The organism is Micromonospora sp. RV43, from assembly GCF_001029515.1.
GTDB lineage: Bacteria > Actinomycetota > Actinomycetes > Mycobacteriales > Micromonosporaceae > Micromonospora > Micromonospora aurantiaca.
This window is the reverse complement of record NZ_LEKG01000138.1, coordinates 1-20,962: the sequence shown is the minus strand read 5'-3', so window position 1 is coordinate 20,962 and position 20,962 is coordinate 1. Positions and strand designations below refer to the sequence as shown.

General features: G+C 73.5%; 21 protein-coding genes and 2 pseudogenes. 12 read left to right on the top strand and 11 right to left on the bottom strand.

Annotation, left to right across the window (positions count from 1 at the left end):
- Position 1 precedes the first annotated feature (1 nt).
- The 4 genes from ABD52_RS27095 to ABD52_RS27080 all read left to right on the top strand — a co-directional run bounded on the left by ABD52_RS27095 (position 2) and on the right by ABD52_RS27080 (position 6,689).
- Positions 2 to 1,321: an aldehyde dehydrogenase gene (locus ABD52_RS27095; RefSeq protein ID WP_047893645.1), complete on the top strand. Its 1,320-nt coding sequence runs from the start codon at positions 2 to 4 to the stop codon at positions 1,319 to 1,321.
- 5 nt (positions 1,322 to 1,326) lie between these two features.
- Complete coding sequence (locus ABD52_RS27090) at positions 1,327 to 2,094, top strand: 3-oxoacyl-ACP reductase (protein ID WP_013284647.1); 768 nt, start codon at positions 1,327 to 1,329, stop codon at positions 2,092 to 2,094.
- Positions 2,091 to 2,801 (top strand): gamma-glutamyl-gamma-aminobutyrate hydrolase family protein, encoded by a 711-nt coding sequence (locus ABD52_RS27085; RefSeq protein ID WP_047893644.1) that lies wholly within the window; start codon positions 2,091 to 2,093, stop codon positions 2,799 to 2,801. The genes ABD52_RS27090 and ABD52_RS27085 overlap by 4 nt, the downstream gene beginning before the upstream one ends.
- Positions 2,802 to 3,005: 204 nt before the next feature.
- Positions 3,006 to 6,689 carry a SpoIIE family protein phosphatase gene (locus ABD52_RS27080; RefSeq protein WP_047893643.1) on the top strand — a complete coding sequence of 1,228 codons (3,684 nt, stop codon included), beginning with the start codon at positions 3,006 to 3,008 and terminating at the stop codon, positions 6,687 to 6,689.
- 9 nt (positions 6,690 to 6,698) lie between these two features.
- Here the strand turns inward: ABD52_RS27080 and ABD52_RS27075 are convergent, their stop codons facing one another.
- Together ABD52_RS27075 and ABD52_RS27070 are read right to left on the bottom strand one after the other, a co-directional pair.
- Complete coding sequence (locus ABD52_RS27075) at positions 6,699 to 7,265, bottom strand: GNAT family N-acetyltransferase (protein ID WP_082171400.1); 567 nt, start codon at positions 7,263 to 7,265, stop codon at positions 6,699 to 6,701.
- 76 nt (positions 7,266 to 7,341) lie between these two features.
- A complete protein-coding gene (locus ABD52_RS27070; RefSeq protein ID WP_030269851.1) occupies positions 7,342 to 7,653 on the bottom strand; it encodes an STAS domain-containing protein in 312 nt (103 codons plus the stop codon).
- A 94-nt stretch (positions 7,654 to 7,747) separates the two neighbouring features.
- On the opposite strand from ABD52_RS27070, the gene map reads away from it, so the two are divergent.
- The gene (gene map / locus ABD52_RS27065; protein ID WP_030269849.1) at positions 7,748 to 8,605 is read left to right on the top strand and encodes a type I methionyl aminopeptidase; all 858 of its coding nucleotides are present in this window, start codon (positions 7,748 to 7,750) and stop codon (positions 8,603 to 8,605) included.
- Positions 8,602 to 9,318 (top strand): VIT1/CCC1 transporter family protein, encoded by a 717-nt coding sequence (locus ABD52_RS27060; protein ID WP_047893641.1) that lies wholly within the window; start codon positions 8,602 to 8,604, stop codon positions 9,316 to 9,318. Before map ends, ABD52_RS27060 begins: the two co-directional genes overlap by 4 nt.
- Positions 9,319 to 9,339: 21 nt before the next feature.
- Here ABD52_RS27060 and ABD52_RS27055 read toward each other — a convergent pair whose 3' ends face one another.
- From ABD52_RS27055 to ABD52_RS27045, 3 genes are read right to left on the bottom strand one after another with little or no spacing between them, the layout of a single operon-like run.
- Entirely contained in the window at positions 9,340 to 10,068 is a 729-nt protein-coding gene (locus ABD52_RS27055; RefSeq protein WP_047893640.1) for a hypothetical protein, read from the bottom strand.
- Positions 10,053 to 10,637, bottom strand: a complete 585-nt coding sequence (locus ABD52_RS27050) for a GNAT family N-acetyltransferase (RefSeq protein WP_053065495.1) — start codon at positions 10,635 to 10,637, stop codon at positions 10,053 to 10,055. The genes ABD52_RS27055 and ABD52_RS27050 overlap by 16 nt, the downstream gene beginning before the upstream one ends.
- Positions 10,634 to 11,848 carry a helix-turn-helix transcriptional regulator gene (locus ABD52_RS27045; protein WP_053065494.1) on the bottom strand — a complete coding sequence of 405 codons (1,215 nt, stop codon included), beginning with the start codon at positions 11,846 to 11,848 and terminating at the stop codon, positions 10,634 to 10,636. The genes ABD52_RS27050 and ABD52_RS27045 overlap by 4 nt, the downstream gene beginning before the upstream one ends.
- A gap of 215 nt (positions 11,849 to 12,063) precedes the next feature.
- Here ABD52_RS27045 and ABD52_RS27040 point away from each other — a divergent pair, with 215 nt between their 5' ends.
- Positions 12,064 to 12,378: a DivIVA domain-containing protein gene (locus ABD52_RS27040; protein WP_047893639.1), complete on the top strand. Its 315-nt coding sequence runs from the start codon at positions 12,064 to 12,066 to the stop codon at positions 12,376 to 12,378.
- On the top strand, positions 12,375 to 12,629 hold the full coding sequence (locus ABD52_RS27035; protein ID WP_013284657.1) for a hypothetical protein: 255 nt from the start codon (positions 12,375 to 12,377) through the stop codon (positions 12,627 to 12,629). The genes ABD52_RS27040 and ABD52_RS27035 overlap by 4 nt, the downstream gene beginning before the upstream one ends.
- An 8-nt stretch (positions 12,630 to 12,637) precedes the next feature.
- Here the strand turns inward: ABD52_RS27035 and ABD52_RS27030 are convergent, their stop codons facing one another.
- From ABD52_RS27030 to ABD52_RS27005, 6 genes are all read right to left on the bottom strand, one after another.
- Positions 12,638 to 13,105: a nitroreductase family deazaflavin-dependent oxidoreductase gene (locus ABD52_RS27030; RefSeq protein ID WP_047893638.1), complete on the bottom strand. Its 468-nt coding sequence runs from the start codon at positions 13,103 to 13,105 to the stop codon at positions 12,638 to 12,640.
- A gap of 168 nt (positions 13,106 to 13,273) precedes the next feature.
- Positions 13,274 to 15,955, bottom strand: coding sequence for an ABC transporter permease (locus tag ABD52_RS27025; RefSeq protein WP_047893637.1), 2,682 nt, complete (start codon positions 15,953 to 15,955; stop codon positions 13,274 to 13,276).
- Positions 15,952 to 16,683 carry an ABC transporter ATP-binding protein gene (locus ABD52_RS27020; protein WP_047893636.1) on the bottom strand — a complete coding sequence of 244 codons (732 nt, stop codon included), beginning with the start codon at positions 16,681 to 16,683 and terminating at the stop codon, positions 15,952 to 15,954. The genes ABD52_RS27025 and ABD52_RS27020 overlap by 4 nt, the downstream gene beginning before the upstream one ends.
- Before the next feature lie 19 nt (positions 16,684 to 16,702).
- Positions 16,703 to 17,284, bottom strand: coding sequence for a PadR family transcriptional regulator (locus tag ABD52_RS27015; protein WP_013284661.1), 582 nt, complete (start codon positions 17,282 to 17,284; stop codon positions 16,703 to 16,705).
- 69 nt (positions 17,285 to 17,353) lie between these two features.
- Positions 17,354 to 17,797, bottom strand: coding sequence for a ferritin-like domain-containing protein (locus ABD52_RS27010; protein ID WP_013474432.1), 444 nt, complete (start codon positions 17,795 to 17,797; stop codon positions 17,354 to 17,356).
- Positions 17,794 to 18,240, bottom strand: coding sequence for a hypothetical protein (locus ABD52_RS27005; RefSeq protein ID WP_030269842.1), 447 nt, complete (start codon positions 18,238 to 18,240; stop codon positions 17,794 to 17,796). Before ABD52_RS27005 ends, ABD52_RS27010 begins: the two co-directional genes overlap by 4 nt.
- Positions 18,241 to 18,503: 263 nt before the next feature.
- Here ABD52_RS27005 and rimP point away from each other — a divergent pair, with 263 nt between their 5' ends.
- The 4 genes and pseudogenes from rimP to ABD52_RS38565 all read left to right on the top strand — a co-directional run.
- Positions 18,504 to 19,154 (top strand): ribosome maturation factor RimP, encoded by a 651-nt coding sequence (gene rimP / locus ABD52_RS27000; RefSeq protein ID WP_013474433.1) that lies wholly within the window; start codon positions 18,504 to 18,506, stop codon positions 19,152 to 19,154.
- Positions 19,151 to 20,194 carry a transcription termination factor NusA gene (nusA, locus tag ABD52_RS26995; protein ID WP_013284665.1) on the top strand — a complete coding sequence of 348 codons (1,044 nt, stop codon included), beginning with the start codon at positions 19,151 to 19,153 and terminating at the stop codon, positions 20,192 to 20,194. The genes rimP and nusA overlap by 4 nt, the downstream gene beginning before the upstream one ends.
- A gap of 15 nt (positions 20,195 to 20,209) precedes the next feature.
- A pseudogene (locus ABD52_RS38570) lies at positions 20,210 to 20,546 on the top strand (YlxR family protein).
- A gap of 93 nt (positions 20,547 to 20,639) precedes the next feature.
- Positions 20,640 to 20,831 (top strand): annotated as a pseudogene (locus tag ABD52_RS38565) (translation initiation factor IF-2 N-terminal domain-containing protein); the annotation flags it as partial.
- Positions 20,832 to 20,962: the final 131 nt, after the last annotated feature.

Here is a 20,962-nt window from a genome sequence, read left to right as displayed (position 1 = left end):
GATCGGGGTCGTTCCGGGGTGCTCCGTGGAGGACGTGGATGCCGCTGTCTCGCGGGCGGCTGCGGCGTTCGAGACGTGGCGTCATGTGGCGCCGGGGGATCGGGGGCGGCTGCTGCGGCGGTTCGCCGCCCAGGTCGACGCGCACCTGGAGGAGCTGGCTCTCCTGGAGGTGCGCAACGCCGGGCACACCATCGGCAACGCCCGCTGGGAGGCGGGCAACGTCCGGGACGTGCTCGACTACTACGCGGGCGCGCCGGAACGGCTGACCGGCCACCAGATCCCGGTGCCCGGCGGGCTCGACGTCACGTTCCACGAGCCGCTGGGCGTGGTCGGCGTGATCGTGCCGTGGAACTTCCCGATGCCGATCGCCGGCTGGGGATTCGCCCCGGCGCTCGCGGCCGGCAACACGGTGGTGCTGAAGCCGGCCGAGCTGACCCCGCTCACCGCGCTGCGCCTGGCCGAACTGGCCCGCGACGCCGGCCTGCCCGACGGCGTCTTCACAGTGCTGCCCGGCCGGGGCAGCGTGGTCGGCGAGCGGTTCGTCACCCACCCGGCGGTCCGCAAGATCTGTTTCACCGGCTCGACCGAGGTCGGCACCCGGATCATGGCGGGCTGCGCGGCCCAGGTGAAGCGGGTGACGCTGGAGCTGGGCGGCAAGTCGGCGAACATCGTGTTCGCCGACGCGGACCTGGAGAAGGCGGCTGCGACCGCGCCGTACGCGGTCTTCGACAACGCCGGCCAGGACTGCTGCGCCCGCTCCCGGATCCTGGTCCAGCGCCGGGTGTACGACAGGTTCCTGGAACTGCTCGAACCGGCCGTGCGGGCGTTCCGGGTGGAGGACCCGGCCCGGGACACGGCCGAGATGGGGCCGCTGATCTCCGCCGCGCACCGGGACCGGGTCGCCGGGTACGTCGACGGCGCGGACGTCGCATTCACCGGCTCCTGCCCCGACGGCCCCGGCTTCTGGTACGCCCCCACTGTGCTGCTCGCCGGCTCCCCGGCCGATCGGCACTGGCGGGAGGAGGTCTTCGGCCCGGTCGTCTCGGTGCTCCCGTTCGACGACGAGGCGGACGCGATCCGGCTCGCCAACGACACCGAGTACGGGCTCTCCGGCTCGATCTGGACCCGGGACGTCGGGCGCGCGGTGCGGGTGGCCCGCGCCGTCGAGTCGGGCAACCTCAGCGTCAACTCGCACTCCTCGGTGCGCTACTGGACCCCGTTCGGCGGGATGAAGCGTTCCGGCCTGGGCCGGGAGCTGGGTCCGGACGCGCTGCACGCCTTCACCGACGTCAAGAACGTGTTCATCGGCACCGAGGAGTGATCACAGTGCAGGGACGGCTTTCCGACCGGGTGGCAGTGGTGACCGGCGCGGGCAGCGGCATCGGGCTGGCCACCGTACGGCGTTTCGCCGCCGAGGGCGCCCGGGTGGTCTGCGTGGACATCGACGCCGACGCCGGCACCCGGGCCGCGCAGGAGGTGGGTGGCGAGTTCGTCGCCGCCGACGTGGCCGACGAGACGGCGGTGCGTGACCTGTTCGACGGGGTGGTGCAGCGGCACGGCCGGGTGGACGTGTCGTTCCACAACGCGGGCATCTCGCCGCCTGAGGACGACTCGATCCTGGAGACCGGCCTGGACGCCTGGGAACGGGTGCTGCGGGTCAACACCACGAGCGTGTACCTGTGCTGCAAGTACGTCATCCCGCACATGCGCCGCCAGGGCAAGGGCTCGATCATCAACACCGCCTCGTTCGTGGCGCTGATGGGCGCTGCCACGTCGCAGATCGCGTACACGGCGAGCAAGGGCGGGGTGCTGGCGATGACCCGGGAACTGGGCGTGCAGTTCGCCCGCGAGGGCATCCGGGTCAACGCGCTGTGCCCGGGGCCGGTGGCGACGCCGCTGCTGCTGGAGTTGTTCGCCAAGGACCCGGAGCGGGCCGCCCGGCGGCTGGTGCACGTGCCGATGGGCCGGTTCGGCGACCCGGCCGAGATCGCCGCCGCTGTGGCGTTCCTCGCCAGCGACGACGCCTCGTTCATGACCGCAGCGCAGTTCGTCGTCGACGGCGGCATCACCGGCGCCTACGTCACCCCACTATGAGGCCGGTCATCGGCATCACCGCGTACGTCGAGCCGGCCGGCTGGGCGGTGTGGCGGGACGTGCCGGCGACGCTCGTGCCGCACGCGTACGTCCGCGCGGTCACCGCGGCGGGCGGCCGGGCCGTCGTGCTGCCCCCGGACGACGCCGACGCGGACGTGCTGGGGCTGCTGGACGGGCTGCTGCTGGCCGGCGGCGCGGACGTCGGCCCGGAGCGGTACGGCGAGCCGCCGGACCCGCGCACCGAGAGCCGGCCGGACCGCGACGCCGGGGAGGTGACGCTGCTGACCGCCGCGCTCGCCGCCGACCTGCCGGTGCTGGGCGTGTGCCGGGGAATGCAGTTGCTCGCGGTGGCGTACGGCGGCCTGCTGCACCAGCATCTGCCGGACGTGGTCGGGCACGACGGGCACCGGCCCGCGCCGGGCGTGTACGGGTCGCATCCGGTGCGCTTCGCCGCCGGCAGCCGGGCCGCCGAGGTGATGGCCGGGGTGGACCGGGTCAACTCGTACCACCATCAGGCGGTGGCCGACCCCGGCGGCCTGGCGGTCACCGGCTGGGCCGACGACGGGGTGATCGAGGCGGTGGAGGACCCGGCGCGGCACTTCGTGCTCGGCGTGCAGTGGCATCCGGAGAACGAGGCCGACCCGCGGCCGGTCGCCGCGCTGGTCCGGGCCGCGATGTCGGCCAGATCACACACCCGCGTTTCGTAGGTGCGGACAGCCGGATCGGCGGTCCCGCCGACCCGGCGGGATCGCCCGAGTCGCCCCGGCCCGACGGTTACGCCAGGATGAGGCGGAGGTAAGCAGCGTCTACCGGGGCGGGTGCGTTACGTTGCTCGTCCGTCGGGGTAGTAGGCGGGGACGGTCGGCGTGACAGCGCCGACCGTCGTGATCATGGCCGGAGCGGGAGGCTGCATGGGCTCGGCCCAGGGGGGCGGGGAGGACGGTCGTCCATCTCCGGCGGCCGGCGAGGCGTCACTGTCGCCGCTGCTCGCCGCGGCGTTCGCGGCCGGCGGCGAGATGGGCGAGCGGCTGCGCGCCTTCGACTGGTCCGCCACCTCCCTCGGCAGCCCGGACCGCTGGCCCGCCGCGCTCTCCCACGCGGTGAGCACCATGCTGTCGTCCCGCGCCCAGATGGTCGTCTTCTGGGGCGAGGAGCACCTGGCCTTCTACAACGACGCCTACCGGCCGACCATCGGCGACAAGCACCCGGCCGTGATCGGGCAGCCCGCCCGGCTGCACTGGGCGGAGACCTGGGACGTGCTCGGCCCGCTGCTGGACGGCGTGCGCCGCACCGGCGTGCCGTACCGGGGCGAGAACCACCCCTTCGTGCTCGACCGCCACGGTTTCCTGGAGGACGTCTACTTCGACGTCTCGTACGACCCGATCCGCAGCGCCGACGGCACCGTCGGCGGTCTGTTCTGCTTCGTCAACGAGACCACCGGCCGGGTGCTCGGCGAGCGCCGGCTGCGCGCCCTCGCCGAGCTGGGCAACGAGCTGGGCGATGTACCCGGCATGCTCGAACTGGGCCAGGCCGTCGCCCGCGTGCTCGACGCCCACCGCGCCGACGTGCCGTTCAGCGCGCTGTGGTTCGCCGACGAGCGCGGCACACTCGTGCCGGGCGGCTGCTCCGGCGTGGATCCGGCCACCGTCGCCGATCCGCCGCCCGGCCTGCCCGAGGGCGAGCCGTTCACCGAGCCGCGCTGGATCGCCACCGCCGACCTGCCGGGCGCGGTGCCGCCGGACGCCGCCGGCCAGGCGCTCCTGCTGCCGCTGACCGCCACGAACGAGCCGGCCGGCGCGCTGCTGCTCGGGGTGTCGCGCCGGCTGCCGTTCACCGACGACTACCGCGACTTCGTCGACCTGGTCGCCGCACAGGTGTCCCGGGCCGTGGGCAAGCAGCGGGCGTACGAGCAGGAACGCGCCCGCGCCGCCGAGCTGGCCGCGCTGGACCGCGCCAAGACCAACTTCTTCGCCAACGTCAGCCACGAGTTCCGTACCCCGCTCACGCTGGTCCTCGGGCCGATGGAGGAGATGCTCGCCGACCGGGAGCTGCCCGAGCGGTACCTGGACCGGCTCACCGTCATGCACCGCAACGGGCTGCGCCTGCTCAAGCTGGTCAACACGGTGCTCGACTTCTCCCGGCTGGAGTCCGGCCGGCTGGCCGCCCGCTACCAGCCCACCGACCTGTCCGACTACACCTCCCGGCTGGCCAGCACGTTCCGCTCGGCCACCGAGCGGGCCGGGCTGCGCCTGGTGGTGGACTGCCCGCCGCTGCCCGCGCCGGTCTACGTCGACCGGGACATGTGGGAGAAGATCGTCCTCAACCTGCTGTCGAACGCGGTCAAGTTCACCTTCGACGGCGAGATCCGGGTCCGGGTCCGCGCGGACGACGGCGCCGCCGTCCTGGAGGTGACCGACACCGGCGTCGGCATCGCGCCGGAGGAACTGCCGCAGGTCTTCGAGCGGTTCCACCGGGTGGCCGGCGCCCGCTCGCGTACCCACGAGGGCACCGGCATCGGGCTCGCCCTGGTCCGCGAGCTGGTCGAGATGCACGGCGGCACGGTGACCGCGCACAGCGTCGTGGACCGGGGCACCACGTTCACCGTGACCATGCCCTTCGGGTACGCGCACCTGCCCGCCGACCGGGTGGCCGCCCTGTCGCCGGTCCCGCTGACCGAACCGGAGCAGGCCCGCCTGTACGTCGCCGAGACGGCGCTCTGGACCGACGAGGTGGCCCGCCCCACTGGGCTGCCGGAGGCGTCCGGCGCGCCGGGTGGGTCCGGTCGCATCCTGTTCGCCGACGACAACTCCGACCTGCGCGAGCACGTCGTCCGGCTGCTGTCCCCGGCGTACGAGGTGGTGGCCGTGCCGGACGGCGTGGAGGCGCTGCGGCTGGCCGTCGAGACCCCGTTCGACCTGGTGCTGACCGACGTGATGATGCCCCGGCTGGACGGCTTCGGGCTGGTCGCCGCGCTGCGGGCCGAGCCGGCCACCCGGCACGTGCCGATCGTGCTGCTCTCCGCACGGGCCGGCGCCGCCGAGGAGGTCGCGGGTCTGTCCACCGGCGCCGACGACTACCTGACCAAGCCCTTCTCCAGCCAGGAGCTGGTGGCCCGGGTGCGGGCCAACGTCGAACTGGGCCAGTTGCGTGGGCAGATCATCCGCCGGCTGCGGGCACTCGCCGACGCCGCCGTGGAGATCAACACTGCCCGGTCCACCGCCGAGGTGGTCCGGGTGGCCGCCCGGCACGCGCTGCGCCTGGCCGAGGCCGGACGGGTCCGGGTCACCGCCACCGGGGCCCGCCACGAGGAGGACGCCGGCGGTGACCTGCCCGCCGAGCCGACAGTGGTGCTGCCGCTCACCGGCACCGCCGGCGAGCAGCTCGGCGAGCTGCGGGTGTGGCGCCGCGAGGGCGGCGGCACCGAGGAGGCGGCGCTCACCGAACTGGCCCGGCTGATCGGCGTGCGGCTGGAGAACGCCCAGCTCTACGAGGCCGAGCACCACATCGCGACCACGCTCCAGCACAGCCTGCTGCCGCGTACGCTGCCGCAGTTGCCCGGCGCGGTGGTGGCCAGCCGCTACCTGCCCGGCAGCGCCGACGTGGAGGTCGGCGGCGACTGGTACGACGTGATGGCCACCGCCGACGACGACCTGGTGCTGGTCATCGGCGACGTGGTGGGCAAGGGCGTGCGGGCCGCCGCGGCGATGGGCCAGCTCCGCAACGCGCTTCGGGCGTACGTCCTGGAGGGCTACGACCCGGGCGAGGCGCTGACCCGGCTCAACCGGCTGGTCCACTCCGCCGGCAGCGGCTCCTTCGCCACTGTGGTCTGCCTCGGCTTCTCCCCGCGCACGGGCAGGATCCGGTACGCGAGCGCGGGTCATCCGTCACCCCTGCTGATCCGAGGAGACGACGTGGCGTTCCTGCACGATCGGGCTCTCGGACCGCCGATCGGGGCGATCCCCGGCGCCGTCTACCCGGCCGCCGAGGGCGAACTCGCGCCGGGCAACCGGCTCCTGCTCTACACCGACGGCCTGATCGAGGACCGGTCCGCGGGCATCGACGCCGGGCTGGGCCAGTTGCGGGCCGACGCGACGGCGCGCGCCGGGCACGTGGCGGACCTGGTCGACGCCGTCATGGCCCGGGTGGCCGAGCGGTCCCGGCACGACGACGTGGCGGTGCTCGCGCTGGAGGCGGCCGAACTGAACCGGTTCGCGCTGCGCCTGCCCGCCGACCCGACCCGGCTCAGCGTGCTCCGCAAGCGGCTGGAGGACTTCCTCGTCGCCCACCAGGTCGGCGAGACCGACCTGTTCGACCTGACCGTGGCGGTCTCCGAGGCGGCGGCGAACGCGATCGAGCACCCGGTCGACCCGGTGGACCCGACGATCGAGGTCGAGGTGACGATCGCCGACCGTACGGTCACCGCGACCATCCGGGACAGCGGACGCTGGCGGGAGTCGAGCGGGTCGACCTTCCGGGGGCGCGGGCTGGCGCTGATCCAGGCGCTGGGGGAGATGAACGTGACCCGTTCCGCGAACGGCACCGAGCTGACGCTGCGCCGCCGGCTGGCCGACCAGGCGCCGCCCTCGGGACGCTGAGGCGGCCGGTCACAGCGGCGACGGGTCGTCGCGCAGCCGGCTGTAGAGCCACCCGTCGCGCCAGGCGCCGGCCCGGAACTCGCAGGACCGCAGAACTCCCTCCAGTTGGAAGCCGGCCTTCTCCAGCGACCGCTGCTCGGCGGCGTTCTCGGGATGGGTGCCGGCCTGGATGCGCTGCGCCGGGGTGTGGCTGAACAGGTAGTCGCAGAGCAGCGCCTGCGCTCGCCAGCCGAGACCCCGGCCGCGCCACTCGGGCAGCAGCACGATCCCGATCTCCCAGTACGGTGCCCGCCCGCTCTCGCGCTGCAGGTAGCTGAGGTAACCGACCGGCGCGTCCGGGGGCTCGACCTGGACGATCAGGCCACCGCTCCGGTCGCCGAGATAGCCGTCCTCGGCGAAGCGGCGGGCCGGCGTGGCGGCGTCCTGGAAGCCGGCCCAGTCGAGGCCGATCAGCCCGGGTTCGACAGCGAACCGGCGCAGCATCGCGAGATCGTCCTCGGCCACCGGGCGCAGTCGTACGGTCGAGCCGGGCGCCTCGTGCACGACGCCGGCCATCGACGGATGGGAGCTGTCCATCCTCCGCACCGTAGTGACGGGCCGGGCCGCCCGCTGTCCCGCGTCGACGGCGTTCACGCGGGGAGCAGCCCTCGATCTAGCCGGCGAGCCAGTCCTGGTCGCCGAGGCCGGAGATGTCCAGCACGCGCCGGACCTGCGGCGACGGCAGCACGGTCAACGCGTCCGGGAACCGCTGGGCGAGCCGGACCACCGCGTGGATGGCGGCCGAGTCGAAGAAGGTGACCGCCCGCAGGTCGAGCGTGAGCCGCTTGGCGGGCTCGCGGAGCGCGGTCTGGAACATGGTGTCGGCGGTCGCCATGTCGACCTCGCCGGTCACCTGGACGCGCAGTTGGTCGCCGTCGGCCTGCGCCGTCACGGAGAAGACGGGCGCCGCGCCCCCTTGATCCACGGAGCAACAATGGCACAGCGTTTGCGGCACGGCAACAACCTGCCCGGCGGGCCTGTGGCGAGGGGCACACCGGTCCCGGCGATAGGCTTGCGTCATGACCGTCCGTGCGCCGCTGACCCCCGGCACGCTCTCCCCGTGGCGAGCGGTCCCCGCCCACATCCCACGCCCGGAGTACGTGGGTAAGAAGCGCCCCCAGGAGTGGCGCGGATCGCACGTGCAGACGCCGGAGACCATCGAGAAGATGCGCGTCGCGGGGCGTCTCGCCGCCCAGGCCACCCAGCTCGCCGGTGAGCACTGCAAGCCCGGGGTGACCACCGACGAGATCGACAGGGTGGTGCACGAGTTCCTCTGCGACCACGGCGCCTACCCGTCGACGCTCGGCTACCGGGGCTTCCCCAAGTCGTGCTGCACCAGCCTCAACGAGGTGATCTGCCACGGCATCCCGGACACCACGGTGCTCCAGGACGGCGACATCATCAACGTCGACGTCACCGCGTACCTGAACGGCGTGCACGGCGACACCGACGCCACGTTCTGCGTGGGCGAGGTGAGCGAGGAGGCCCGCCTGCTGGTCGAGCGGACCCACACGGCGATGATGCGCGGCATCAAGGCCATCGCGCCGGGGCGGCAGATCAACGTCATCGGCCGGGTGATCGAGTCGTACGCGAAGCGCTTCGGCTACGGCGTGGTCCGCGACTTCACCGGGCACGGCATCGGCGAGGCGTTCCACAGTGGCCTCTACGTGCCGCACTACGACAGCCCGCGCCCCACCGACGTGATGGAGCCCGGCATGACGTTCACCGTCGAGCCGATGATCACGCTCGGCACCTACCAGTACGACATGTGGGACGACGGCTGGACGGTGGTCACCAAGGACCGCCGGTGGACGGCCCAGTTCGAGCACACCATCGTCGTGACCGACGACGGCTACGAGATCCTGACGCTGCCGTGACCGACACCCCTGCGGCACTGCGCGAGGCGCACCACGCGGACGTCTCCGGCGGCTGGCTGCGTCCGGCCGTCTTCGGCGCGATGGACGGGCTGGTCACCAACATCGCACTGATCGCCGGCGTGGGCGGCGGCGGGGTGTCGCCGCGCAGCGTGGTGCTCACCGGCACGGCCGGCCTGGTGGCCGGCGCCATCTCGATGGGCCTCGGCGAGTACACGAGTGTCCGGTCCGCGAACGAGCAGGTCGCCGCCGAGGTGGCCAAGGAGCGACGCGAGCTGGAACGCCACCCGGAGGCCGAGGCCCGGGAACTGGCCGACGCCTGGGTCGCCCGTGGACTGCCCCGCGAGCTGGCGACGCAGGTCGCCGAGGCGGTACGCGCCAACCCGGAGGAGGCGCTGCGGGTGCACGTACGGGAGGAGTTGGGCGTCGACCCCGACGACCAGCCCAGCCCGTGGGTCGCCGCGATCTCGTCGTTCATCTGTTTCTCGATCGGCGCGCTGGTGCCGCTGCTGCCGTACCTGCTCGGTTTCACCAGCCTCTGGCTGGCGCTCGGCGTCGGCGGCGTCGGCCTCTTCGTCGCCGGTGCGATCGTGGCCCGGTTCACCAACCGCGCCTGGTGGCGTGCCGGTCTGCGGCAGTTGCTGCTCGGCGCGCTGGCGGCCGGCGCGACCTACCTGATCGGCGCGCTGATCGGCGTCGGCGGCGGCATCGGCTGACGGTCGGCCGTCGGCGGGCCGTCAGCCGTCCAGCAGGTCGTCGACGGTGCCGTCGACCGGCCGCCCCCGGGCGGCCAGTTCCTCGGCCTGGCGCGTCAGCGCCGCACCCACCTCGGTCATGTCCGCCCCGGCCAGCCCGGTACGCCGCACCGCGTCCCCGGGGTCGCGGAAATAGGTGCGGCTGAACAGTCCCTGCACTGTCGCTGCGGCCAGCCGCGCCTCGCCGAGCATGAGCAGCGCCTGGTCCGTCTCGTACCACTCGGCCAGCCGCAACGCGCGGGCGTGCGCCGCGCTGCCCCGGTACCACGCCTGCCGCGCGGCGCCGGTGAACTCCGCCGGTCGGGCGCGTGCCAGGCGCGCCAGGTGCTCGTCGCGCAGTTTTCGCAGCCAGCCGGTCGGATCGTGCAGGGCGCGGGTGGTGACGTACCGGTCCGCGGCCAGCGGCCAGCGGGACGTGATCGTCGTCGCCCGGCGCAGGTAGTCGTCCGCCCCGGCCACTGTCAGGTCGACGAGCACCCCGTCCACCCGCCGGGTGGCGGGCGGCGGTCCGGCGCCGGGCCGGTAGGTGACGACCAGCAGTCCGACCTCGCGGTCCCCGCCGCCGTCGTCGTCGCCGTGCGCGAGCGGACCGTGTACGGCGACCGCCAGCACATCGGCCGGGAACCGCCGCAGGACGGCGTCACCGACGCGCTCGGCCACCTGCCATCGCGGGTCGTCCAGACGCCGCTCGGCGTTCACGTCGACAGCCACGGTCCACCTCCGCCCGAGCGGTCGCCTGCGGCAACCCTAGCCAGATCGCGGACCAGTAGTTCCATTGAAGGACCCCACGGCAGCTCGGAGTGCCCAGCAACTCGCCAGCCGTTGCGGCGATAGATGCCGTTCGCCCGGCTTCGCGGATCGGAGGCGAGGGTCGCCCAGCTCTCCTGGCGCCCCTGAAGAAGCCGACGCATCAACTCCGCGCCGACGCCACGAGATCGATGCCGCGGATGCACGATCCATTCCAGTACGGCGAACTTGTCGCGGTCCCGTACCTCGGCCGGGGGTTCATCCTTCGCCCGAGACCACCAGGTGCCGGCGGCCATGGTCCACCCGTACGCCGCTCCGATCAGTTCCTCGCCTTCCCAGGCCAGGACGAGGCGGAATCCCGGCCGCGCCGCCTCGTCGGGCAGCCCGGTCCGGAACCGGGCGACCTGTGCTGGGCCTTCGAGGTAGGGCGGCTCGGCGTAGACCAGCGCGTACAGGTCGGCGAGAGCGTCGACGACAGACGTCAGCTCGTCCGGACGGCGTCGGTCGAAGGTGACGGACGGCGGAGGCGTCACCGCTGGACTCGGTCCATCAGTTCCCGGTAGAGCGGCCGGTGCCGCTCTCTGTCGGGTACCGCCGCCGTGACCTGCATAGTGACCGCGCGCACCAGTTCGTTGTGTTGTTCCCGTGGCAGGCGGTCGAGCAGATCGGCCGCCGCCGTCAGACCGTCGGTGATGTGACCGGCCCGGACCGTCGCCGCTGCCTGATGCAGTTGTACCTGCGTGCGCAGCCGGACCTGGGTAGCGGGATACAACTCCAGGGCCCGGGCCTGCGCTGCCGCAGCCGCCTTCTGGTCACCGGAATGGGTGTAGACCCAGGACTCCGTGTGTCGCAGACGATGTTCCGGCCATCCCCAAAGCGATTCGACGTCCCCGACGACGGTGGCCGGGAGTCTCTCGATCTGCTCGCTCAGATGACGCACGGTCGCGACCGCCTCGTCGTGCCGCCCGGCGAGGGAGAGTGCCTGCGCCCGGCCCGCCAGCAGACCGCAAGTGGCTGCCGACGGCCTGCCGGCGAGCGGCAGGACCTCTTCGGAGATCGTGACGACGGTGGCGGGTCGTCGACCGTCGTAGCAGCCGTTGACGATGTCCCAGGCGCGCGTCAGGACTCGTGTGTCGGGATCGCGGGATTCGTCGGCGGCTCTCTGGGCGCTGGCCCACCATCTCCTCGACAGCAGGGCGTGTCCCGACGCGACGAGGCTGAGCGCGACGATCACCGACAGCGCCGCGGCGGCACGTAGCAGCTGTGGGCGGCGCCGATCGTCAACTGCGGCGAGTTGATGCTGAAGGACCGTCAGATCCCGGCCGAGTTGGGTCATCAGCTGATCGTGCGGCTGGCGATAGTAGGCCGTGCCGTAGGAGGAGACGATCTCGGTCCACGCGTCGGAGTCGACGTCGACCGCGGTGTCGAGGCCGTGCCGCAGCGCCTCCCAGCCGACCAGCCGGTCGACTGTGGGGAGAGCAGCGAGCGAAGTCATGGCTTGGAGGACCGACCGTCTCGGCATGTCGATGTCGTCGGCACACCTGCTGTCGTACGCCTTCTTGAGCGATCCGCCCGTCGCCAGTGCCCGGTCATAGGCGGCCACGACGGCGGGGTTGACGGGTCGGTCGCCACGCTCGATCTGCCCGAGGTAGCCGAAGTCGTACCTGATGAGGTCGGCGAACTTCCGCAGTGACCAACCGGCGGCTACCCGATGCTGCCTGAGTATGTCCCCGAAACGGTCCATGCCGTCCTCTCCGGCTGTGGGCGTGCGTGTGGGCCCACTGCTCACCGCTGCCGCCTGCTCTCCGTAATCGGGATGCTACCCATGCCGACCTATTCGGCGCGGCCCGTGTGAGCCCTGTCGGCGTACCGCGATCACGCTGCAACGGCAGGCGCCGGGAGCGGGCCGTCATCGGCCCGCTCTCCACGGCCGGATGGCACCGACGAAGGACAGGTTCGATGAGGATCATCCCTTTCCGACGCCGACGCAACCGTCGGCCCGAGCGCCGTGCGACGTGCTATCGCTCTGCGGCGTACCGGACGCTGCGCCCCTGGCAGGTCCGGGAGCGAACGTTCAGATCCACACCACTGGGCCGGCGCGGGCTCGACCCCGAGCAGGTCCGGGAGTTCCTGGATCTGGTGGCGGGCGACCTGGCGACGGTCTACGACGCGCTGGCCGAGAGCCGCCGGGAGACCGGCCGGGTGAAGGACGCCCTGCGGCGCTGGCAGTCCGAGCAGGCCCGTGCGCGGGCCGAGCGGGAGCAGGAGCGATGACCGAGCGGTGGGTCATCCATCTGCCGATGGTCGTCAACGACCTCGTGTCGGCGCAGCGACTTGCCCGTGTGGTGGCACATTGGAGCCACGTCCTCCCGCAGACCGAACCAGGCGGCACCAGCGTCTCGCCCGAGGACGACCAGAACGTGCGGCACTGGGTCTTCTGCGACCGAAACCTGTCCGAGGGACGACGCTGCCTGCTCCGACCCGATCACGACGGCGACTGCTCGCCGCGATTCCGGCCACGGTGAGCCGTCGCTCAGGCGTTCGGGACCAGCCGGAACACGCGGATCTCGCGGCCACCGGCCCGCTCGACGTACGTGCGGTACGCGGGCCACTCCTGCACCAGCCGCTGGAACAGCCGTTCCCGTTCCTCGCCAGTGACCTGCTCGGCGGTGACCGGGATCCGGCGTCCCTTGACGTCCACCTCGGCGGCCGGGTCGGCCATCAGGTTGAACGTCCAGGACGGCTGGTGCTGCTGCCCCCAGTTCGAGCCGATCACCACGTAGGCGTCGCCGTCGGGGACGTACACCAGGGGGTTGCTGCGGGGCTTGCCGGAGCGGCGGCCGGTGGAGGTGAGCACCAGCGTGGGCGCGAGCCCGAAGGCGACCACGCGGCCCTTCGTCATCCGGCCGACCAGCCGGTCGGCCGGGACGAGCAGGCGCATGGTGGCGCCGAACCAACGCTGGTGACCGAGACGGCGGGTGAGGGCTCCCAGGGCTGACATCCGACAAGTGTGCCGTCCGCGGGGTGCCCCGTCATCCCTCGGACGGTCAGTCCGCCCAAGGTCGACTCCATTTCGCCGAAGTGGTGGCATCCACCCCACCGCGATACCGCCACTCCGGCGGAATGGTGTCGATCATGGCCGGAAGTGGTGTCGATCATGGCGGGACGGTCAGTCGAGCCGGCGTTCGATCGGCAGGCGGGACCGGGTGAACAGCGCCGCGCCGCCCATCGCCACCAGCGGCACCACCACCAGCGCGGCGAGCGTCACGCCGGGCACCGTCACCGGGTACGGCGGCTGCACCGGCCAGGACTCGGCGTACCGCTGGTTGAGCGCGGCCAGGACGACCACGGCGGAGCCGAGCCCGGCGACGATGCCCAGCGCCGAGCCGAGCACCGCGATGACCCCGGCCTGGCAGAGGGACAGCAGGCGGCGTACCCGGGGATCGGCGCCGACCGCCGCGAGCGTGGACAGGTCCCGGCGGCCCTCGGCCGCGGCGAGCCCGGTGGCGACCGCGGCGGCGCCCAGCGTGATCACCCCGGAGGCCACTGCGAGCAGGAGCAGCATCGGGCGCTGGTCCGACGGCGGGTCGGCGGTCGCCACCTGCGCCGACATGGGCACGATGTCGAACAGCTCGTCGGTCAGCATCTCGATCTGCCGGTCGGTGGGCGAGCCGGCGGTGTCCAGCAGGTAGCCCATCGGCATGGCGGTCAGGCCGAGCGCGTCCGCCGCGGCGGGGGAGAGGACCAGCCGGTCGACCGGAAGACCGCCGTGCAGCACGTACGCGGGCAGGTGACGCCCGGTGGGCGGGCCGCCGGAGTTGTCGTTCACCTCCACCCGGACCTGCCCGTCCACCACCCGCCGGGGATCGGTGACCACCACGCCACCGGCGGCGAGCGTCCGGCGCGCGGCGGCCAGCTCGTCGTCCGGCGCGCCGGTGAGTGCGGCCAGCGCGCCGCCGTCGTCCACGAGCGCCGGCAGGTAGACGTCGACCGGCTCCTGGAGAGGGCTGACGCAGCGCGGATCCCGCCGGGCCGAATCGGGCACGGCCTGGTCGGAGGAGCTGTACGGGCAGCGCTGCTCGGGCGGTACGAGCGCGTACGCGGTGCAGTCGTTCTTGTCCCGGACGGTGTCGGCGCAGCCGGGGAACGCGACGGATGCCACGGTGGCGTCGGGCAGTACCGTGCGGGCCCGGTCGGCGACGACCCCGGCCGAGGGCGGGACCGCCGGGGTGTCACCGGAGTAGGTGAGCAGCACGTTCCCCGGCGGAATGCCGGGCTGCCAGAGCTCTCTCGACCGGGTCTCGTCGCTCGCCACGTAGACGCCGAGCGCGACGCTTCCGGCCACCGCCGCCATCACCGCCGAGATGGCGGGCGCGGCCGAGGACCGGTTGCGGCTGGCGTCGCGCAACGCGAGCCGGGGGGTCAGCGGCAGCAGCCGCCCGGCCCGGCCCAGCACGCCGACGAGCGACGGGGTGCAGAACACCAGCCCCAGCTCGCCCAGCGCGACACCGGCCAGCACTCCGGTCTGCGAGGTGCGGCCGGCGGCGAACGCGGCGATCGCGGTCCCGGCGACGGTGAGCGCCACCCCGACCAGCAGCCAGCGGCGGCGTGGCCGGGTCGCGTCGCGCCGGCCTGCCAGGCCGGTCGCCACGTCCTGCCGGGCCGCCGCCCAGGCCGGCGCCATCGCCGCGAGCACCCCGGCCAGCACCGCCGTCGCGGCGATCGCCACCAGCGCGGCCGGGAAGATCCGGTACGCCCCGAGGCGCTCCCCGAGCAGGTACTGCTCGACGATCGGCCGGCCGGCGAACGCCGCCCCGATCCCGAGCAGCATGCCCAGGGCGGCTCCACCGGCGCCGAGCACCACCCCGTCTGCGAGCACGATCCGGCGCAGGTGGGAGGCGTCGCCACCGGCCACCGCGACGAGTGCGAGGTCCCGCCGCCGGCGCCGGACGCTCACCGCGAAGGCCGGGCCGACCAGCAGCACCACCTCCAGCAGGCCCAGCCCGCCGACGACTCCGACGACGCCCGCCTCGTCGGCGTCCGGTACGGACATGCCGCGGGTGAACTCCTGCCGTCCCGGCAGCGGGCTGCGCGCGACGACCTGGATGCCCTGCGCGTTCAGCCGGTCCACGAGCCCCGGTTCCAGCGGGCCGGGCAGGTCCACCAGCCAGGTGTCGCTGCCGGCCATGCCCTCCGAGGTCACAGCGGGCAGCGTGATCACGTCCCGGAGGTTGTCCGGATACTCCACCACCCCGACCACCCGGTACGTGGCGCCGTCGATGGTGCGTACCGGGTCGCCGATGCGGGTCTCCAGTCGGCGCAGCGCCGTCGGGCTGACCGCGATCTCGTCGGGGCGTACCGGTGGCCGGCCGTCGCGTACCCGGGCCAGCGGCCGGGTGAGCGGGTCGGTCAGGTCGACGGCGCGCGCCTCGAGCGACTCGACGTGCCGGTCCACCCGTGTCGAGAACGTCATCCACCAGCGGGTGCGAGCCAGCCGGCTGCCCTCGGGCAGCAGCGCGCGCACCTCCTCGGCGGTCGCCGGGCGGGTCCGGGACACCCATTCGCCCTGGACCGGCCAGGCCGACTCGCCCCAGGCGTCCTGCGTCACCGGCGCGAGGCTGTCCCAGCGCAGGGCGACGTCGCCGCCGCCGAGCTGGCGCTCGATGCGCTCGGCGCGGGTCAGATCCCCCATGTCGTAGCTGACCGCGGCGAAGCTGAGGCCGAACACCGGCAGCGCGATCATCACCAGCACCAGCAGCGTGCGCCGCCGGGACCGCCGGGCCTCCCGGCGGGCGATCCGCAGCGCGGTCCGCCACGACCCGCGTACGGCGGCGAGGCGGCCGCCGGTCACCGGCTGCTGCCGCTGAGCAGGTGGTCGACGCCGATCAGCGGGGCGGTCGAGTCGACCATCACCCCGTCGCGCAGGAAGACCACCCGGTCCGCCCAGCCGGCGTGCCGGGCCTCGTGGGTGACCAGCACCCCGGCCGCTCCGGCGTCCACCCGGCGGCGCAGCAGATGCAGCACCGCCTCGCCGGTCTGGGAGTCCAGCGCGCCGGTCGGCTCGTCGGCGAGGACCAGGCGGCGTTCGCCGACGAGGGCCCGCGCGATCGCCACCCGCTGCTGCTGGCCACCCGACATCTGGTCCGGGAAGCGGTCGGCCAGGTCCTCCAGGTCGACCTCGCGCAGCGCGGCCAGCGCCAGCTGGCGGGCCGCCCGTACGCCGGTGCCGTCCAGTTCCAGTGGCAGCGCCACGTTCTCCACGGCGGTCAGGCTGCCGAGCAGGTTCAGGTCCTGGAAGACGTACCCGATCCGGCGGCGCCGCAGCCGGGCCAGCTCGCGGGCGGACAGCCCGACCAGGGTCTCGCCCTCGACCACCACCTCGCCGCCGGTGGGCCGGTCCAGGCCGCCGGCGAGCGCCAGCAGCGTGGACTTGCCGGACCCGGAGGGGCCCATCACCGCCACCAGCTCACCGGCCCGCACGGTCAGGCTCACGCCGCGCAGCGCGTGCACGGCGGCCTCACCGGCGCCGTGGGTCCGGCGTACGTCACGCAGTTCCAGCACCCCGTCGATCGGGTCCATCAGCGCCTCCCGTGCCGGGTCACCGGCGGGCTTCGTCGCCGGCCCGGTCCACCGCCTCGGGGTGGTCGACCGCCCGGATCGGCGCCGGGCGGTGCCGGACCAGGCTCGTCTCGCAGTGGTCGAGCCACCGCACCTCGGCCTCGGTCTGGAAGATCATCGCGTCCAGCACCAGCCGCCAGGGTAGATCCTCCGGCTTGTCGCTCGTGTACTTCAACCGGGTGAACTCCTGGAGCGCGCGCATGGTGGCGGTGCGCTGGGTCTGCACCACCGACCGCACGTCGACGCCGGGGGTGGTCAGCGCCAGCGCCAGTTTGATGGACAGCTCGTCGCGCGGCCGGTCGGCGCGGCTGATCGGCGTGGCGAACCACAGCGCCAGGTCCGCCCGTCCGGCGTCGGTGATCTCGTACGGCCGCTGCCCGCTCTCGTTCTCCGGCAGCGGGCGGACCAGGCCGTCACGTTCCAGCCGCGCCAGCGTGGTGTAGACCTGTCCGATGTTCAGCGGCCAGGTCGACCCGGTGGACTCCTCGAACGCGGCACGGAGCTGGTAGCCGTACATCTGGCCGCGTTCGAGCAGGGCGAGCAGGCCGTGACGGATGGACATGACCGCGAGTATGCATACCTGGTATGCGCTACGCAACCGGAGGGTTCCGCCGGGTGACCGGCATCGCGCTCAGGCCGGGCGGCCCGGGAACGGAACGGTGACCGGCGTCACGCCTGCCGTACGCCGCCAGCGGGTGGCGCGCAACGCGCAGTCGGTGAGCGCGGCGAGCGCGGTGTTCCGGTCCGCGCCGGTGGTGTGCGGCAGCGCGGCCCGCCAGTGCCCGGCCGTCCGCTCCTCGATCTCCACCGCCAGGCGCAGCGCGCTCGCCCGGTCCGTCACCGGGTAGGGCAGCGCGTACCCGGCCCGGTCGGCGGGCACCTGCCCGGAGCCCTCGGCGAGCTGGAGCAGCAGCGCGTCGCGGCGGGACCGGTGGGCCGCCTCGGCGGCACGGGCCGCCGTACGCGCCGCCTCGGTCAGGTGCACACCGATCACCCCGTACGCCCAGATCGCCGCGTACTCGGCGGCGAGCGCGTCGGCGAGCGCCGAGGCCGGGCCGGTCGTCGGGCTGTTCACTTGAGCGCCTCCACGTGTGTGGCCCGCGCCGCGGCGATCGAGCCGAGCAGCGCGGCCCGCTCGGCCGGCGCTGCCGCGCACGCCTTGGCCGCGTTCGTCCGGCCCTCCTGCTCGGCCCGGCGCAGCTCGGTGAGCACGGCGTCGGGCGCGGGCGCGCTCGCCGAGCCGGCGGCCGGTGTGCCGGAGGGCGCCGGCCGGCCGATCACGCGGCGTAGCTCCTCGGCGTGCGCCCGGTGCGCGTCGGCGATCGGGGTGAGCCGCCCGGCCAGCGCCGGGTCGGCGGTGGCGGCGGCCCGGTAGCGGGCCTCCAGCGCGAGCGCCTCGGCGACGAGCGGCTCCAGCGCGTCCGGCTCCGGTGGCTCCTCGTCGCGGTCGAAAAGATCACAACCGGTCAGCGGCGCGGTCGCGCCGCCGAGCGCCACGAGCCCGCCGGCGCGCAGCAGCCAGCGCCGGGAATGCCCCGCTCTGACCTGGTCGGATGGTGTTCTGCCGATCCCCACCTGACAGAGTCAACACCATTCGCGCCGTCTCGTGGGTCAGGGTCTCGGTGCGCCGCCGGGTCCGTCGGCGGTCGTTAGCGTTACGCTCTGCGCAACCACCGGGCGCGGACGCCCCGGTGGCGCGCCGGTATGGCGGGCCGATCGCCCGCACCGGCCAGGGACAACACGGCCCGCGGGTCGTGGCAACAGCAGGAGAGGTGCGCGCAATGACGCAGCGTGGCCGTGCCACCCGGTCGACGGGGCCCTCCGGGCGGCCCCGCCGCTCCGACGGCCCCCGCGGCACGGACCGGAGCGGCGCACCCCGCGGCGATCTCGCCGCCCGCCGCAACCGGCTGCGCGAGGTGATCGAACCGGTCGTCACGGCGGCCGGTTACGACCTGGAGGACCTCTCCGTCTCCCGCGCCGGCCGGCGGCACGTGGTCCGGGTGATCGTGGACGCCGACGGCGGGATCAACCTGGACGGCGTGGCGGACGTCTCCCGCGCGGTCTCGGCGGCGCTGGACGCGGCCGAGGAGGCCGGCGGCGACATCGTGGCCGGCGAGTACCAGCTGGAGGTCAGCTCGCCCGGCGTGGACCGCCCGCTCACCCTGCCCCGGCACTGGCGGCGCAACGCCGGGCGGCTGGTCAAGGTCACCGTCCGCGGCGACGCGGGGGACCGCCAGCTCACCGGCCGGATCACTGCTGCCGATGACGAGCGCGTGGTGCTGGAGACCGACGCCGGCCCCGCCGAACACCCGTACGCCGAACTCGGGCCCGGCCGGGTCCAGGTGGAGTTCAACCGCCTGGACGACCTGGCCGACGAGGACTTCGGTGACGACACCGACGACGACGAAGATCTGGAGGACGAGGAGAGGTGAACATCGACCTCGCGGCGCTGCGCGCCCTGGAGCGCGAGCGGGAGATCCCGTTCGACACGATCCTCGCGGCGATCGAGACCGCGCTGCTGACCGCCTACCGGCACACTGACGGCGCCGAGCCGCACGCCCGGGTGGAGATCGACCGCAAGAGCGGGGCCGCCTCGGTCTACGCGCAGGAACTGGACGCCGACGGCACTGTGACCCGGGAGTGGGACGACACTCCGCACGACTTCGGGCGGATCGCCGCCATGACCGCCAAGCAGGTGATCCTCCAGCGGCTGCGGGAGGCCACCGACGAGGTGCACTTCGGCGAGTACGTCGGCCGCGACGGTGACCTGGTCACCGGCGTGGTGCAGGCGCACGAGACCCGCCGGGAGAAGGGCATCGTCAGCGTCGACCTGGGCAAGCTGGAGGGCGTCCTGCCGCAGTCCGAGCAGGTCCCCGGCGAGCGGTACGAGCACGGCGAGCGGATCCGCTGCGTGGTCGTGCACGTCGCCAAGGGAATGCGCGGCCCGCAGATCACGCTGTCCCGGTCGCATCCCGCGCTGGTGAAGAAGCTGTTCGCGCTGGAGGTGCCGGAGATCGCCGACGGCACCGTGGAGATCGGCGCGATCGCGCGTGAGGCAGGTCACCGTACGAAGATCGCCGTGCGCTCGACCACGTCCGGCGTCAACGCCAAGGGCGCCTGCATCGGCCCGATGGGCCAGCGGGTCCGGGCCGTGATGAGCGAGCTGCACGGCGAGAAGATCGACATCATCGACTGGTCGGACGACCCGGCCACCTTCGTCGGCAACGCGTTGTCGCCGGCCAAGGCGCTGCGGGTCGAGGTGGTCGACCTGGCCTCCCGTACCGCCCGGGTGACCGTGCCGGACTTCCAGCTCTCGCTCGCGATCGGCCGGGAAGGGCAGAACGCCCGCCTCGCGGCCCGTCTGACCGGTTGGCGCATCGACATCCGGTCCGACGCGGAGACCGCAGCCCCGCAGAGCCGGGGCGGAGCTGATCACGTCCCGGAGCCGGGCGGCGCGATCTCCGGCGGCTAGGGGTAGACTTACTCAGTGGCACGACGCGCGATTCCGGAGCGCACCTGTGTGGGCTGCCGGAAACGAGCGCCGGCCAGCGAGTTGTTGCGGGTCGTCGCGATCGGTGACGAGGCTGGTCACACCAGTCTCCGGCCCGATCCGGCCCGCAGACTGCCGGGTCGGGGAGCGAACATGCACCCTGATCCGGCCTGCTTCGCGCAGGCGGTGCGACGCCGCGCCTTCGGGCGGGCACTGCGCCTCACCGGGGTCCCCGACCACGGTGCGCTTGCGGAGCACGTCGACGCGCAACCCCCGACGACCGGTCAAGCCCGACCGGTCGAGGGTCGCTAGCAAGGTAGGACGACCGACATGAGCACACGATGAAGTCCCTGAAATGACCAGGCTTCAAGTGCAGGAGTGAGGTCGCTGCGGGTGCTGCCCGCACGACCTCGGAGTGAGGAGTGCAGTGGCAGGAAAGGCCCGCGTACACGAGCTTGCCAAGGAGCTCGGGGTCGAAAGCAAGACCGTTCTCGCCAAGCTCAAGGAAATGGGCGAGTTCGTGAAGTCCGCGTCCAGCACCGTCGAGGCGCCTGTCGCCCGGCGGCTGCGTAGCGCGTTCGTAGCCGGTTCGTCGGCGCCTGCCGGCCCGCCGGCTGCCGCGCCCAGTGGCCCGGCAGGGTGCCGCTGATCACCTGTGTGCGGGACTGGCCGCGGATCCGCGGCGCGTATGAGCAAGCCCGACGCGAGCCGACGGCACGGTGCCCGCACTGCGGCGACCGGGTCGATGGC

Coding starts and splice junctions, on each gene's coding strand:
- ABD52_RS27085 (WP_047893644.1), top strand. CDS start 2,091: ATGAGGCCGGTCATCGGCATCACCGCGTACGTCGAGCCGGCCGGCTGG.
- ABD52_RS27080 (WP_047893643.1), top strand. CDS start 3,006: ATGGGCTCGGCCCAGGGGGGCGGGGAGGACGGTCGTCCATCTCCGGCG.
- ABD52_RS27075 (WP_082171400.1), bottom strand. CDS start 7,265: ATGGACAGCTCCCATCCGTCGATGGCCGGCGTCGTGCACGAGGCGCCC.
- map (WP_030269849.1), top strand. CDS start 7,748: ATGACCGTCCGTGCGCCGCTGACCCCCGGCACGCTCTCCCCGTGGCGA.
- ABD52_RS27045 (WP_053065494.1), bottom strand. CDS start 11,848: ATGGACCGTTTCGGGGACATACTCAGGCAGCATCGGGTAGCCGCCGGT.
- ABD52_RS27040 (WP_047893639.1), top strand. CDS start 12,064: ATGAGGATCATCCCTTTCCGACGCCGACGCAACCGTCGGCCCGAGCGC.
- ABD52_RS27035 (WP_013284657.1), top strand. CDS start 12,375: ATGACCGAGCGGTGGGTCATCCATCTGCCGATGGTCGTCAACGACCTC.
- ABD52_RS27030 (WP_047893638.1), bottom strand. CDS start 13,105: ATGTCAGCCCTGGGAGCCCTCACCCGCCGTCTCGGTCACCAGCGTTGG.
- ABD52_RS27020 (WP_047893636.1), bottom strand. CDS start 16,683: ATGGACCCGATCGACGGGGTGCTGGAACTGCGTGACGTACGCCGGACC.
- ABD52_RS27015 (WP_013284661.1), bottom strand. CDS start 17,284: ATGTCCATCCGTCACGGCCTGCTCGCCCTGCTCGAACGCGGCCAGATG.
- rimP (WP_013474433.1), top strand. CDS start 18,504: ATGACGCAGCGTGGCCGTGCCACCCGGTCGACGGGGCCCTCCGGGCGG.